Genomic DNA, 13,586 nt, shown 5'->3' on the forward strand with positions numbered 1-13,586 from the left:
ACAGGGCCGCGCCGCACACGGTGTGGCCCGTAGCGGGTTAGATAACGGCGGACACAGGTGCAAGGCGCGCAACAGCGCAGGGGAGCATAAGGCATGTCAGGCATAACAGGGGTGGATACAGCCGGAGGGCAACTGCGCCGTGGGGCTGCCGTATTGCTGGAGGTGTTGCGGAGCGAGGGGGTTGATTACATTTTTGGCAACCCCGGCACCACCGAACTCCCGCTGATAGATGCGCTGCTGGAAATACCCGACGTGCATTACGTACTGGGTCTGCAGGAGGCCAGCGTTGTGGCCATGGCCGATGGCTATGCGCAGGCCGCCCGCAAGCCGGGTTTTTTAAACCTGCATACGGCGGGCGGGCTGGGGCATGGGCTGGGGAACCTGCTAAACGCCAGTGTCTCGCAAACGCCGTTGGTGGTGACTGCGGGGCAGCAGGATTCGCGCCATACCATTTCCGACCCGCTACTGTTCGGGGATCTGGTGCAGATTGCCCGCCCCGCCGTTAAATGGGCGCAGGAAGTCGCCCATGCGGACCAGTTGCCCGTGTTGTTGCGCCGTGCCTTCCATGATTCCACGGCAGCCCCCGCCGGGCCTGTGTTCCTCTCGCTCCCCATGGACGTCATGGAGGAGCTGAGTGCGGTGGATATTGGTGCGCCATCGCTGATCAACCGGCAGGCTGTGGCCGGTGGCCTGCCCGAGCTGGCCCGTGCACTGGCGGGCATAGCACCGGGGCGGCTGGCCATTATTGCGGGGGACGAGGTGTACGGCTCCGATGCGGCAGCCGAGGTCGCCGCCGTGGCCCAGTGCCTGGGTGCGCCGGTTTATGGGTCTTCCTGGCCGTCGCGCATTCCCTTTGCCACAGCACACCCGTTGTGGTGCGGCAACCTGCCCACACAGGCAACCGCCATTGCGCAGACACTGGGCGCGTATGACGCCATTTTTGCCCTTGGTGGCAAATCGCTCATTACCATTCTCTACACCGAAGGCCCGGCCCTGCCGCCAAGTTGTGCGGTGTATCAGATGTCGTCCGATGTAAGGGACCTTGGGCGCACGTTCTGGACCCCGCTTTCGGTCGTGGGGGATGTGCGGGCGTCGCTTCAGGCCCTGCTGCCGGAGTTGCAGGTGCTCACACAGGGCAGAGCCGCGGCCTACCACGCGGCGGGCGAGCGTGTGGCCGCCCAGCGCATGCAGCATAAGGCGCAGGCCAGACAGGCCATGCAGGCCCACCGTAGCGATGCGGTCATCCACCCCAGCGTTGCCGCGTGGGAAGTGGTGCGCGCCGTGGGGCCGGATATTGCCATTGTGGATGAGGCCATAGCCACATCCTCCGATGTGCGTCTGTTTTTGGAAAGTGCGTGGTCTGCGCAGTATTCATTCCTGCGTGGCGGTGCGCTGGGCTGGGGCATGCCCGCAGCGGTTGGGGCCTCACTCGGCCTTGGGCGCGAGCGTGTGGTCTCCCTTGTGGGGGATGGGGCGGCCCTGTATTCGCCACAGGCATTGTGGACCGCGGCACATGAAAAGCTGCCCGTTACTTTTGTGGTCATGAATAATCAGGAGTACAACGTGCTCAAGAACTTCATGCGGCAGCAGAAAGATTATATTTCCGCGCGGGAGGGCACATATCCGGCCATGGACATTGTTAACCCGAGCATAGACTATCAGGCGCTCGCCCGTTCCATGGGGGTGCCCTCCACCAAAGTGACACGGGCGGTAGATATTGCCCCCGCATTGGAGGCCGCCTTGGCGACTGATGGCCCATCGTTAGTGGAAATTGTGATTGCAGCGAGCTGAGGAGGCTCGCTTCTTTACCGGGGGTGCGTATGAAAATCGGGTTGTTTATTCCCTGTTATATAGACGCGTTTTATCCAAACGCGGGGATTGCCACACTGGAACTGCTGGAAAAGCTGGGGCAGGACGTGGAATACCCAATGAACCAGACCTGCTGTGGCCAGCCCATGGCCAATTCGGGCTGCAACAAGGATGCGGCTGCGGCAGAGGCACTGTTTGTTAAAAACTTTGCCAAGTATGATGCCATTGTCATGCCGTCTGGCAGCTGTACGCACCATGTGCGCGATAATTTTGACGCCATCGAGCAGACCGATGACGTACGCCATGTGCGTGAAAACACGTTTGAACTGGTCGAGTTTTTGCACGATGTGCTCAAGGTGCAGGACTTCCCCTGGGCGGAGTTCCCGCACAAGGTGGGGCTGCACAACAGCTGCGGCACCCTGCGCGCCCTGCGCACGGCCAGCATGTCCGAACTGGGTGAGCCGTTCTTTTCCAAACCCATGGACCTGCTGGGCAAGGTCAAGGGTATTTCCTTTGCTACACCCAAACGGCCTGATGAATGCTGCGGTTTTGGTGGCACCTTCTCGGTTACGGAGGAGGCTGTTTCGGCCAAAATGGGCACGGACAAGGTGCGGGACCACCATCAGGCAGGGGCTGAGTATATTGTCTCGGCCGATACGTCCTGCATGATGCACCAGCAAGGGTGTGCGGAGCGGGCCGGTGTTCCCATCCGCTTCATTCATATTGCTGAAATTCTGAATGGAGCGCGGGAATGAAAGTCAAACCTGTCAACCACGCCAAGGCGGCGGAAGCGTTTATCGAAGATACCGCCCACATGGATTTCCATGACGAACGGCTGTGGGACCTGCGGCAAAAGCGTGACGGGCAGATGCACATTCTGCCCGAATGGCAGGAACTGCGCGCACGTGCATCCGCCATCAAGGAGCACACGCTGGCCAACCTGCCTGAATACCTCGAACAGTTTGAGGCCAACGCCAAAAAGAACGGTATTCATGTGCATTGGGCAGCCGATGGCGCGGAACATAACCGCATTGTTGGCGAAATTCTGGAAAAGCACGGCGCCAAATCGCTCATCAAGAGCAAATCCATGGTGACCGAAGAATGCTGCATGCGCGAGTATCTGGAACCACGCGGCGTTGTGGTGACGGAAACTGACCTTGGGGAGCGCATCCAGCAGTTGGATAACCAGATGCCCAGTCACATTGTGGTGCCAGCCGTGCATAAGCTGATCCCCGATGTCGCCAAGATTTTTGCCGAGCACTATCACACGGACCCCAACGACAACAGCGCGCAGTCCCTTGCATGGCAGCAGCGGCTGGCTGCCCGCCCGGTTATTCTGTCTGCCGATGCGGGCATGACGGGTGGCAACTTTGTGGTGGCCGAAACAGGCTCCTTTGTGGTCTGCACCAACGAAGGCAATGCCGACCTGAGCGCGACTGTACCCGGCCTGCACATTGCCACGATCGGGATCGAACGGCTGGTGCCGCGTATGGCGGATATGGGTGTGTTTATCCGCCTGCTTTCACGCTCGGCCCTTGGTTCGCCCATTACGCAGTACACAACGCATTTCCGTGGCCCGCAAAAAGGGAGCGAGATGCATGTGGTGCTGGTGGATAACGGGCGTTCGCACCGTTTGGGCATGGAGGACTTCTGGACCTCGCTCAAATGTATCCGCTGTGGCGCATGTATGAATACCTGCCCGGTTTATCGCCGTTCGGGTGGTCTGTCTTATGGTGCGGTGTATTCCGGCCCCATTGGCGCGATTATTGACCCCACCTTTAACGAGCGCAAATACAGCACGCTGCCTTTTGCCTCGACCATGAACGGGAGCTGCACCAATGTGTGCCCGGTCAAGATCAACATTCACGAACAGCTCTACAAATGGCGGCGTGTTCTGGCCGAACACCACGAACTGCCGTTTGTAAAGCGTGAGGTCATGCACATGGCGGGCAAGCTTATGGGGCAGCCCACCCTGTACCGTGCCGCCATTAACGGGACCGAGGTCGCGCTCAGCACCATGCCGCGCTTTGTGCTGTATAACTGGCTTAACCCGTGGGGCAAGCACCGCGAACTGCCGCATCCGGTCAAGCAGACCTTCCATAGCTGGTACAAGCAGAACCGCCTGAAAACCAAAAAGAAGGAAGGGGAAAGCGCATGAGCACCTCGCGCGATGCCATTCTGACCCGCCTGCGCGATAACAGGCCAGACCCCAAGGCCCACCCGCTCCCCCCCGTTGCACGTCTGGGGGATATGGATAACGGGCAGGCCCGGTTTGAAAACAGCCTCCAGATTCTGGGTGGGCAGGTGCTGGAACGGCAGGAGGGGGACACACTGGCCACCGCCATTGCCCGCCGCTTCCCCGATTCCAAGGTTATCTGCTCCGCCGTGCCGGATTTTGAAGGTACGATCCGCATAGAAGAGCTGGGCACACCCCAGCAGGCGGCCTCGGTGGATGTGCTGGTTGTGCGCTCCCCCTTCGGCATTGCGGAAATGGGTTCGATCTACCTGAGCGAAGCCCAGTTGCAGGACCTGAACTCCGCCGCCCACCTGACCCAGCATATTGTGGTGATCCTGTCGGCCAAAAACCTGACTGCCAACATGCATACGGCTTATATGGACCGCCCCGAGTTCCACACCGCCAATTATGGTGTGCTCATGAGCGGGCCATCCGCCACGGCGGATATTCAGGGTGTGCTGATCCGCGGTGCGCAGGGCGTGCGTACTCTGAGCGTGTGGTGGGAAGACTGAGCCTTGTCCCCCCATCCCGCCTGAAGGTGGGATACGCATAAAAAAAGCCGGAGCAGTTTACGCTGCTCCGGCTTTTTTGCGCTCGGGTCGAGGGCTAACGGGCGTTCAGTCCCGCACGCGCTCGATCAGTGCGCCACATTTGGCCAGTTTGCGCTCCACCGCCTCATACCCCCGGTCAAGGTGGTACACGCGGCTCAGAATGGTCTCTCCATGGGCGGCGAGCCCTGCGAGAATGAGCGAGAACGAGGCCCGCAGGTCGGTCGCCATAACCGGTGCGCCAGACAGGCTATGCACCCCACGGATAATAGCGGAAGAACCGTGGACGTTAATGCGCGCACCCATGCGGTTGAGCTCGGGCACATGCATGAACCGGTTTTCAAAAATGGTCTCGGTAATCATGGAGGCCCCCTCGGCAACCGAGAGCAGGGCCATGAACTGGGCCTGCATATCGGTCGGGAATCCGGGGTAAGGCTCGGTCATGATGTCGATCCCGCGCAGCGCTCCGGTGCGGCGCACGCGCATGGTGTCCCCATCCTGCGTGACTTCGGTTCCGCATTCTTCCAGTGCACGCACAACAGCGCCCAGATGGTCCATCTGCCCGCCTACCAGCCGCAGGTCCCCACCTGTAATGGCGGCGGCACAGGCATAGGTCCCGCATTCAATACGGTCGGGCATAATGCGGTGTTCGGCACCGTGCAGGGCTTCCACGCCATCAATTAAAATGGCGGAACTGCCCGCACCCGTAATGCGGGCGCCCATGGCGTTCAGGCAGTTGGCCAGATCCACCATTTCCGGCTCACGCGCGGCGTTAATGATTTCGGTTTTGCCCTGCGCAAGCGTTGCCGCCATCATCAGGTTTTCAGTCGCCCCGACCGAGGCAAAAGGCAGAATAATGCGGTCGCCAACAAGCCCCTTGGGAGCGCGGGCGTTAATATAGCCGTTTTCCAGCGTAATTTCCGCGCCCAGTGTTTCCAGCCCTTTAAGGTGGAGGTCCACCGGGCGGGTGCCAATGGCGCACCCACCGGGGAGGGACACGCGCGCCTCCCGGCAGCGGGCCAGTAGCGGGCCAAGCACCAGAATGGAGGCCCGCATTTTGGAAACAATGTCATACGGGGCTTCGGTATTGGTAATATCCCCCCCGACCGACAGGGTGGAGCCATCGCCCGTAACATCATGCACTTCCAGCCCGTGCTGCTCCAGCAGGGCGCGCATGGTGGCAATGTCGGCAATATGGGGGACGTTGGACAGCACCAGCCGTTCGGAGGTCAGCAGCCCCGCCACCAGCAGCTTGAGGCCCGCATTCTTGGCCCCGCCAATGGTAATTTCGCCGTGCAGGGGGCGGCCGCCGCGGATAACAAAATGATCCATGGTTTTTACATCCGGGGCGTGGCAACGCCACGCTGGCCCATATATTTGCCCGCACGGTCCGCGTAGCTGGTCTCGCACGGGGAATCGCCCTTGAAGAACAGGAACTGGCAGATCCCCTCATTGGCGTAAATGCGCGCGGGCAGGGGGGTGGTGTTGCTGATCTCGATCGTGACCTGCCCTTCCCATTCCGGTTCAAGCGGGGTCACGTTTACAATAATGCCGCATCGCGCGTAGGTGGACTTGCCAAGGCAGACCACCAGCACATCCCGCGGAATACGGAAGTATTCAATGGTATGGGCCAGCACAAAGCTGTTGGGCGGAATAATGCATTCATCCGCCTTGCGGGACACAAAACCTTCGGGGCTGAAGTTCTTGGGGTCCACAATGGCGTTGTTCACATCCGTAAAAATACGGAAATCATCGGCCACGCGGGCATCATACCCGTAGGAGGACAGACCGTAGGAAATAACGCCTTCGCGCTTCTGGCTTTCCACAAACGGTTCGATCATGCCGTGATCGTGCGCCATCTGGCGGATCCATGTATCGGGCATCACGGGCATGTCTTGCTCTCTCCATTACCGGGGGGCTGTGTGGTGGCGGGGGATGGCTCCTCCGCCGTGTTATGGTCCTGTCTGGTCCGGGCCTGATCCTTGCGGCGGCGCAGGTTGGCGCGCAGTGCCGCGGCCTGGCGGGCAAGCCGCTCGGCGCGGGCCGCCTCCGCTCTGGCGGAAAGGGTCTGTCCGGAAGATTGGGTTTTGTCGGGCGTGTCAGTCATGCCAGATGCAGCAAGGCCAGTCGCGTACGGGTTAAACGTTCGCCTTGCTGACTAGCAGACGTACCGCGCCATGCCTAGAGCCTGCCACAGGGGCGGGCGGCCTTTGTGCTGTTTTATGCGTGCCTGCCGGTGCAGTGGGCGCACCGGCAGGGGGTGGTTTTTACAGGTTGGCAATAACCTTGAGCCCAATCAGGGCCGCATTGGGGATGTGGTGTGTTTCGCCCGGGTGGATCAGATACTGGAACTCAGGCTGGACCAGCACGCCATGTGTGGCGTCAATCCCGTAATACGCTTCGACCAGTTCGGAATCATTCTGGATTCCGCGAATGGTCGATCCCAGTGAGTACCCGCCATCCACGGCCAGAATTTCGCTCTCCCGGCGGCGGCGGCTGACCTTGTACCATGAATACAGCACACCAAAACGGTCTGTCAGGCGGGTGGGGATCAGCCCCACAAACGACAGGCCGCCATAAGCCTGATCCGATATGTTGACCACGTGCGGGGTGGCATGCACGTAACCTGCCATCAGGTAGCCACCGGCCATCTGGTTACGCCCGCCAAGGCGGTAGATCATCTGGTCTGCCTCCAGCCACATGGCATCGGAGGGGGCGGAGCGTGTGCCGGGCAGGGTGTCGGCAATGCGCTTGGGCAGGACCGAGCCAATCTTGTCCGCATACCGGGTGGTGTCATGCTCATATCCCAGCACGTAGTGGCCGGGCAGGCGGTTGCGGGTCAGGAACGGTGCCCAGGTGAACTCGATCGGCAGGGACAGGCCCGTTGCGTTCTCGGACCCCCATGCCCAGCCCGAGGGGTTCTCGCTCAAGGTGCTTACGGAGTAAGCGCCAACCTGTATGGCCGTATCCCGCGTGGGGCGGAAGCGTGCGCGCGCACCCCATGTGGCTTTTGGGTACACGCTCATGCCCGGTAGCTGCTTGATGGCCACAGGGGCCGAGCAGGTGACCATGAAGGAGCACAGCAGCGGGGATGTCGCGAACACATGGGTGAGCGACATACGGCCGAAAATGATGTCCAGCTTGTTGTTGAGCATCTTTTTCTCGGCGTACATGTCCACCAGATGCGCCGCGACGTTGCCCGAGAGCGTGTACACTTCCTGCAAGGCCACATAGTATTCGCCTGCGCGTACGTTCTGCGCGGCACGGCCTGCACGTTCCATAACCAGCCCATGCACGGACCAGCCGTTAAGTGCCGAGTTCATGCGGCCCAGATCAAACGTGGTCTGCAAGGTCAGCTCATGCACGTAGCTGATGCCTTTCTGGCCCGGTAACCCGCCAGATGCCAGCCCCATGGCTTCCCCCTTGTAGGAGAAGGAGAACGAAAACCCCTTGTCCCTCAGCCGGTCGCGGAAGGGCATCAGCTGCGGAATCAGGTGCCCCGTACCGGCTGTGGGCACGTAGTAAGGGTCTGGCAGGTCGTAATCACGCTGGGCGTCCCAGCTTGCTGGCAGCAGGGCGGAGGGGCCTTCCCCATTGATCAGGGAGTCCAGTTCGATCTGGTGCAGCGAGTGGGGTGTTTCCGATGGCATGATCGGCATCACGCTCAAAGGTGCCAGACCGGGGGACGGCAGAATGGGCACCCCGCTTGGCGGAATGGGCGTGTTGGGCGGACGGCGGATGGCGCTCAGGTCCGGGCCAATGGTTTCCGCATCCAGCGGGCGCAGGGACTGCGCAGGCAGGGCATGGACCTTGCTGCCGGGGTTGATGATGGTGTCGGAAATAGGCGCCACACTTGGCTGGGCCGTAAGGGCGGAGGCATGGGTGGTCTGGGCCTGTGCCACGCCAGAACCAAAAGGCGCATGCCACACATAGGCCAGCGCAATGGCGCAGGCGGCGGTTGTGCGGGTGTGTTTTGGCCCGTGTTCGGGGGTGCCGGGGCGCTGGGTGCGGTGTGTTTTTGGCATTGTTATTCCGCTTCCTCTCGCTCTTGCTGGAGGGAGTTGTCTTATGCGTGCAGGGGTTTGTTTAAGGGAGCGTGCTGCTGGGCCTGCTGTTCAGGCCGTGCGTACAACCCCATGAACCGGCAGGGCATGGGCGTAATGCCACAGCGCGCGAGGCTGGGCGGCATAAGAGCGGAGGCGGATATTCCGCCGGGCAGAATGTGCGACCATGTGACAGACCGTTATTGTTTTTGTTGTTGTCGGTCTGCCATCAGGAGCATGAACGGAAATGTCCGGTCAAGGGCGGTTTTGAAACATTATTACCCAAAACCAAACAAAATAGGTTTTTTAGTAAAAACGGAGTGCAAATTTTTGTTATAACGATAAATTTGCAACATACGCGCAGCAGCTATGCTCCACGGGCGATGTCCTGCCAGCCGCAAAGCTGTGCCCCCGCCTGCTCCAGCCCCTTGCGAAAGCCCGGAGAGCAGAGTGCCTTGAACTCGGCTTCATGCTCGTATGTGGGCATCAGCTCTGCGAGCATGGTGTTCTTGTGGGTGGCGGGGTGGAAATAGATCTCGGACACACCATCAGGCAGGTGGGCTGCCAGAGCGGCCATGCGCTCGGTGGTCATGTGCCCGCTCCAGGCCAGGCCAAAGCACCAGTCATTCGTGGCCATGCCAGCAGCATGGGCCTGATGGCGCAGCAGGGCGGTCCAGCGGCGCAGGGCGGCATCGCCCAACGTGTCGGTATAGGTGCCTGCGGCATACAGGGGGCGGGGTGGCTCCAGAGGTACCCGCACGGCATTCAGCCCGTAGCCTTTGCCTATGCCAATCATCATTTTGCCTACGGTGGGGTGCAGGTGCATGTGCTTGTGGGCGTTGGCGTGGTCCAGCGGCAGGCCCGTGCGGCTGAAGGCTTCAAACTGGGCGGTAATTTCCGCCTCCAGTTCCCGCCGTCCTTCGGGGCGGAAGAAGTAGTCCACTCCAAGCCCGAGCTGGGAGGAGGAGAACCAGCCATTATCGCGCGTAATCAGCGGCAGGCGGCTGTGGGGCAGAACCGATGGTCCTTCAATAACCACCAGATGCAGGCCAACATTAAGGGAGGGCAGGCGTTTGGCCCGTTCCACGGCATCCTGTGCAGCAGGGCCGGACACCATAAGACTGGCAGTTGAGAGAACGCCGTTGATGTGGGCCTGTTCAATGGCCTCGTTCACTTCAACCGACATGCCGAAATCATCGGCGGAAATAATGGCGCGTTTCATGGTTCTGGCAGCCCTTTGTAACCTTTGCCTGTGTCTAACACTGGCAGGTGGGGGCTGTCATGGCTGTTCTGGGTGGGGGACTTATGCGCCATTCCCCACCCAGTGCCATGAGTTATGCCAGATCAGGCAGCCTTGCGGCCTTTAAGGAACTGGAAGAACTCCACACCTTCGCGCAGGCGACGCTTCATCATCTGGGGCGAACGCACCATTTCACCCACGATGGAGGCAATCTTGGGAGCGCGGAAGTAGAACTTCTTGTAGAACTCTTCCACGCTGTTGAAGATTTCGGTGTGCGACAGGTGGGGGTAGTGCAGCGGTGCAATCTGCACGCCGTTGTCGTCGAGCAGTTCGGCGTTGCTTTCGTCCAGCCAGCCGTTTTCCGTGGCTTCCTTGAACAGGGCCGTGCCGGGGTACGGTGCGGCAAGGGAAACCTGCAGCGTGTGCGGGTTGATTTCCTGCGCGAAGCGAATGGTTTCCTGAATGGTTTCCTTCGTTTCGCCCGGCAGACCCAGAATGAAGGTGCCGTGGATCTTGATCCCCAGTTCGTGGCAGTTCTTGGTGAACTCACGCGCCACTTCAACGCGCATGCCTTTTTTGATGTTGTGCAGGATCTGCTGGTTGCCGCTTTCGTAGCCGACCAGCAGCAGGCGCAGGCCGTTGTCACGCAGGACCTTGAGCGTGTCGTAGGGCACGTTGGCCTTGGCGTTGCACGACCAGGTTACACCCAGCTTGCCCAGTTCGCGCGCAATGGCTTCGGCACGGGGCAGGTCGTCGGTAAAGGTGTCATCATCAAAGAAGAACTCCTTAACCTGCGGGAAGTACTGCATGGCCAGACGGATTTCGGCTGCCACATGCTGCGGGCTGCGGGTGCGGTAGCGGTGGCCACCCACGGTCTGCGGCCACAGGCAGAAGGTGCAGCGCGATTTGCAGCCACGGCCCGTGTAGATGGAGAGGTACGGGTGCATGAGGTAGCCGATGAAGTAATCTTCAATCCGCAGGTCACGCTTGTACACTTCGGTCACGAAGGGCAGGGCGTCCATGTCTTCGATCATGGCGCGGTCGCGGTTGGCAATAATTTCGCCATCCTTGTTGCGCCACGTAATGCCGTCCACGTCCTTGAAGTCCATGCCATCGGCAATGTCTTTGATCGTGTAATCAAATTCATTGCGGGCAACAAAGTCGATGGGCGCACCTTTGAGCAGGCTTTCTTCCGGCTGAACGGCCACCTTGGCGCCAACCATGCCAATCTTCAGGTTCGGGTTAACGTCCTTGAGCATCTGGGCTACCTGCACGTCCTTGGCAAAGGACGGGGTGGAGGTGTGCAGCACCACCAGATCGCGGTTTTTCACGTCTTCCAGAATGGGCTCCATGCCCATGTTGGCGGGGGGGGCGTCAATCAGGCGGCTGCCGGGAACCAGAGCAGCAGGCTGGGCCAGCCATGTCGGATACCAGAAAGATTTAATTTCACGGCGGGCCTGATAGCGCGAGCCTGCGCCGCCATCAAAACCATCAAAAGTTGGCGGCTGGAGAAAAAGGGTTCTCATCGTCATCGGTTTCTATCCTGACAAGGGCGTAGAACGGTGGGGTCCAACAGTAAGCTCCGGCATAAATGCTGGCTCAAGGACTTCCGTATCTGCATTTGGTTTAGGCAAATACTCTGGCGTATAGGAAGAAGGCAAGTCTTTGCATGCGTTCACTAGGGTCCGGGGGAGAGAGTCCTCACGGGTGTTGGTGCGGTATTGGGGTGGGGGGCAATGTGCATGGTCTGGCCCCGCCAGTGGACTTCTGTCCCGCTGGCGCTCCCCACCATAATGGCGGCAGACAGCCAGTCCCGCAGGGGAAGCAGCAAAAGAGGCCACAGCGCGCGGGCGCCCACGGCGCGGTCAATCAGCAGCGAAGTAACCCCGCGCATGGCCCATATGCCCCAGAAGAATGGCAAACTCCATGCCGCGTGTGGCTGAAAAAGCACAACCAGCGTCGCCCAGAACAGGGGCAGCTGGATGGAGGAGGCCGCATACCCCGCTGGCGCCAGCGTGCACACAGTGCGGCCCCAGCGCAGTTCGTGCCGCAGTAGCTCGCCAAAGCTGGATTCGGCAATGGTGGTCCACGTCATGCATTCGGCAATGGCAATGTTCATGCCAGCCTGCCGTACCAGCCTGCCAAGCAGGGCATCATCGGCCACATGGGGTAAAAGGGCTTCCAGCCCGCCAATGTCATCCAGTGTCTGGCGGCGCAGCGCCATGGTGGCGCCCAGGCAGTCCTGCCGCCCCAGATAACGCGAGAGCATGACACCGGGCAGAAAATTATGGTTGATCTGGCAGGCCGCCAGCATCTGCACAAGGGAACCACTTGCCGGCAGACCCGCGTACAGGGTGGTGACCAGTCCTGTATTGGGCTGGTGCAGGGCTGATACAATGTGTTGCAGGTAATCGGGCCGTACATGGATGTCGGAATCGGAAATAACCAGAATATCGTGCCGCGCCTTGGGCAGAATATTCATCAGGTTACTGATCTTGCGGTTCAGCCCATGCAGGGCGGGGTCCACCACAAGTTCCATGTCCAGCGAAGGGTGGCGTTCCTGCAGGCGGCGTACAACGGCAATAGCGGGGTCATCCGCATCGCGCACGCCAAACAGGATCTGCATATGGGGGTAATCCTGTGTACAAAAGCTCTCCAGAGCTTCTTCCAGCAGGGGTTCGGAGCCGTACAGGGGTTTGAGCACGGTTACCGGCGGGGGGCTGCCCAGCACAACAGGCTGCCGCTCATTGCGGCGAAAACGTGCCAGCAATCCAGCCCCCAGAGAGGACTGGATACAGCCAGTAACAGAAAGAAGCGCGCTGGCAGCAGCCAGAAGAGGAAAAACCGCTACCATGCCCCGACCATCATGCGCCCCATAATGGGGGAGTGTGTCTGTTTGCGTTGCCGCACGCGCCTGTTCCTGTTCCCTTAGTCTTTGGCGTAGGCCTGAGCCTTGCGCTCAAGAACGCTGATAAGGCCAGAAACGCCACCCGAGGTCAGCGTGGAGCTGAAGTCCGAACGCTGGGCCGCAGCCTGGCTGATGCGGGCATCGCTGAGCAGCACGTCCACAATTTTCCATGACCCGCTGGCATTGTTCATGATGTAGCTGATCTCGGTCGGGGTGGAGCCATCGCTCGCGCCAAGGTCGGTAACCACCAGCTTGTTGCCGCCAACGGCCGTGTCGGTCACGGTGGGCTGGATGGTGAACTTGATGTCCGCACCCGGCTTGAAGTTGCTCACGTAGCGCGAGACGGTGTAGGCCTTGAATGCGGCCAGAAGCTTCTGCTTTTCGTCTGCATTCAGCCCGTTATAGCGTAGGCCGATGGAGGCTTTGAGCACGGCTTCCAGATCATAGGACTTGTCCACCGCTGTGGCCACGATCTGGCTGCGCTCGGCAAAGCTGCCGTGGGACTGCACGATCTGGTCCAGCGCTGTGTACAGCGTTTGCACGGGGGCAATCACTGCACTGGACGGGGCGGACTGGGCAAACGCAGCCGGGGCGGATACGCCAGCCCCAGCTACGGGAAGAAGCGCCATGCTCATGCCAAGCACGAGCCCTGCGCGGAAGGAAATACGTTTCATGCTTACGATTTTGTCCCGGTTGCACGGTTTGACAAGGTTGCTTCGAGCATGTCTCCGATGCCCGTAGCGCTCACACCCAGTGCGTTAAGGGCGGTAGCGACGATGTGGGGTGCGGAGAGCCCGGCCTC

Annotated in this window: 12 protein-coding genes; 4 read left to right on the forward strand and 8 right to left on the reverse strand. The window is 60.4% G+C overall.

Annotated features, from left to right (window positions below):
• Positions 1 to 93 precede the first annotated feature (93 nt).
• From HK20_RS04030 to HK20_RS04045, 4 genes are read left to right on the forward strand one after another with little or no spacing between them, the layout of a single operon-like run.
• Positions 94 to 1,791 carry a thiamine pyrophosphate-binding protein gene (locus tag HK20_RS04030; RefSeq protein ID WP_086645806.1) on the forward strand — a complete coding sequence of 566 codons (1,698 nt, stop codon included), beginning with the start codon at positions 94 to 96 and terminating at the stop codon, positions 1,789 to 1,791.
• 29 nt (positions 1,792 to 1,820) lie between these two features.
• The gene (locus HK20_RS04035) at positions 1,821 to 2,564 is read left to right on the forward strand and encodes a (Fe-S)-binding protein (protein ID WP_086645807.1); all 744 of its coding nucleotides are present in this window, start codon (positions 1,821 to 1,823) and stop codon (positions 2,562 to 2,564) included.
• Positions 2,561 to 3,967, forward strand: a complete 1,407-nt coding sequence (locus HK20_RS04040; protein ID WP_086645808.1) for a lactate utilization protein B — start codon at positions 2,561 to 2,563, stop codon at positions 3,965 to 3,967. Before HK20_RS04035 ends, HK20_RS04040 begins: the two co-directional genes overlap by 4 nt.
• The gene (locus HK20_RS04045; protein WP_086645809.1) at positions 3,964 to 4,557 is read left to right on the forward strand and encodes an LUD domain-containing protein; all 594 of its coding nucleotides are present in this window, start codon (positions 3,964 to 3,966) and stop codon (positions 4,555 to 4,557) included. Before HK20_RS04040 ends, HK20_RS04045 begins: the two co-directional genes overlap by 4 nt.
• Positions 4,558 to 4,662: 105 nt before the next feature.
• Here the strand turns inward: HK20_RS04045 and murA are convergent, their stop codons facing one another.
• From murA to HK20_RS04085, 8 genes are all read right to left on the reverse strand, one after another.
• Entirely contained in the window at positions 4,663 to 5,925 is a 1,263-nt protein-coding gene (gene murA / locus HK20_RS04050) for a UDP-N-acetylglucosamine 1-carboxyvinyltransferase (RefSeq protein WP_086645810.1), read from the reverse strand.
• Between the two features lie 5 nt (positions 5,926 to 5,930).
• Positions 5,931 to 6,485, reverse strand: a complete 555-nt coding sequence (dcd, locus tag HK20_RS04055; RefSeq protein ID WP_086645811.1) for a dCTP deaminase — start codon at positions 6,483 to 6,485, stop codon at positions 5,931 to 5,933.
• Entirely contained in the window at positions 6,476 to 6,700 is a 225-nt protein-coding gene (locus HK20_RS04060) for a hypothetical protein (protein WP_086645812.1), read from the reverse strand. Before HK20_RS04060 ends, dcd begins: the two co-directional genes overlap by 10 nt.
• 160 nt (positions 6,701 to 6,860) lie before the next feature.
• Positions 6,861 to 8,618: a carbohydrate porin gene (locus HK20_RS04065; RefSeq protein ID WP_086645813.1), complete on the reverse strand. Its 1,758-nt coding sequence runs from the start codon at positions 8,616 to 8,618 to the stop codon at positions 6,861 to 6,863.
• Positions 8,619 to 9,003: 385 nt separating this feature from the next.
• Positions 9,004 to 9,858 (reverse strand): hopanoid biosynthesis-associated protein HpnK, encoded by an 855-nt coding sequence (gene hpnK / locus HK20_RS04070; RefSeq protein WP_086645814.1) that lies wholly within the window; start codon positions 9,856 to 9,858, stop codon positions 9,004 to 9,006.
• A gap of 122 nt (positions 9,859 to 9,980) precedes the next feature.
• On the reverse strand, positions 9,981 to 11,408 hold the full coding sequence (gene hpnJ, locus HK20_RS04075) for a hopanoid biosynthesis associated radical SAM protein HpnJ (protein WP_179290143.1): 1,428 nt from the start codon (positions 11,406 to 11,408) through the stop codon (positions 9,981 to 9,983).
• Positions 11,409 to 11,554: 146 nt separating this feature from the next.
• Positions 11,555 to 12,730 (reverse strand): bacteriohopanetetrol glucosamine biosynthesis glycosyltransferase HpnI, encoded by a 1,176-nt coding sequence (gene hpnI, locus HK20_RS04080; RefSeq protein ID WP_086645816.1) that lies wholly within the window; start codon positions 12,728 to 12,730, stop codon positions 11,555 to 11,557.
• Positions 12,731 to 12,804: 74 nt separating this feature from the next.
• Entirely contained in the window at positions 12,805 to 13,458 is a 654-nt protein-coding gene (locus HK20_RS04085; RefSeq protein WP_086645817.1) for an ABC transporter substrate-binding protein, read from the reverse strand.
• Positions 13,459 to 13,586 lie beyond the last annotated feature (128 nt).

Source organism: Acetobacter sp. DsW_54 (genome assembly GCF_002153575.1).
GTDB classification, from domain to species: Bacteria; Pseudomonadota; Alphaproteobacteria; order Acetobacterales; family Acetobacteraceae; genus Acetobacter; species Acetobacter fabarum.

What these genes read in the sequence shown, in the direction of transcription:
- HK20_RS04030 (WP_086645806.1), top strand. Translation starts at nt 94, where the DNA reads ATGTCAGGCATAACAGGGGTGGATACAGCCGGAGGGCAACTGCGCCGT.
- HK20_RS04065 (WP_086645813.1), bottom strand. Translation starts at nt 8,618, where the DNA reads ATGCCAAAAACACACCGCACCCAGCGCCCCGGCACCCCCGAACACGGG.
- hpnK (WP_086645814.1), bottom strand. Translation starts at nt 9,858, where the DNA reads ATGAAACGCGCCATTATTTCCGCCGATGATTTCGGCATGTCGGTTGAA.
- HK20_RS04085 (WP_086645817.1), bottom strand. Translation starts at nt 13,458, where the DNA reads ATGAAACGTATTTCCTTCCGCGCAGGGCTCGTGCTTGGCATGAGCATG.
- HK20_RS04035 (WP_086645807.1), top strand. Translation starts at nt 1,821, where the DNA reads ATGAAAATCGGGTTGTTTATTCCCTGTTATATAGACGCGTTTTATCCA.
- HK20_RS04060 (WP_086645812.1), bottom strand. Translation starts at nt 6,700, where the DNA reads ATGACTGACACGCCCGACAAAACCCAATCTTCCGGACAGACCCTTTCC.
- dcd (WP_086645811.1), bottom strand. Translation starts at nt 6,485, where the DNA reads ATGCCCGTGATGCCCGATACATGGATCCGCCAGATGGCGCACGATCAC.
- HK20_RS04045 (WP_086645809.1), top strand. Translation starts at nt 3,964, where the DNA reads ATGAGCACCTCGCGCGATGCCATTCTGACCCGCCTGCGCGATAACAGG.
- murA (WP_086645810.1), bottom strand. Translation starts at nt 5,925, where the DNA reads ATGGATCATTTTGTTATCCGCGGCGGCCGCCCCCTGCACGGCGAAATT.
- HK20_RS04040 (WP_086645808.1), top strand. Translation starts at nt 2,561, where the DNA reads ATGAAAGTCAAACCTGTCAACCACGCCAAGGCGGCGGAAGCGTTTATC.
- hpnJ (WP_179290143.1), bottom strand. Translation starts at nt 11,408, where the DNA reads ATGACGATGAGAACCCTTTTTCTCCAGCCGCCAACTTTTGATGGTTTT.
- hpnI (WP_086645816.1), bottom strand. Translation starts at nt 12,730, where the DNA reads ATGGTAGCGGTTTTTCCTCTTCTGGCTGCTGCCAGCGCGCTTCTTTCT.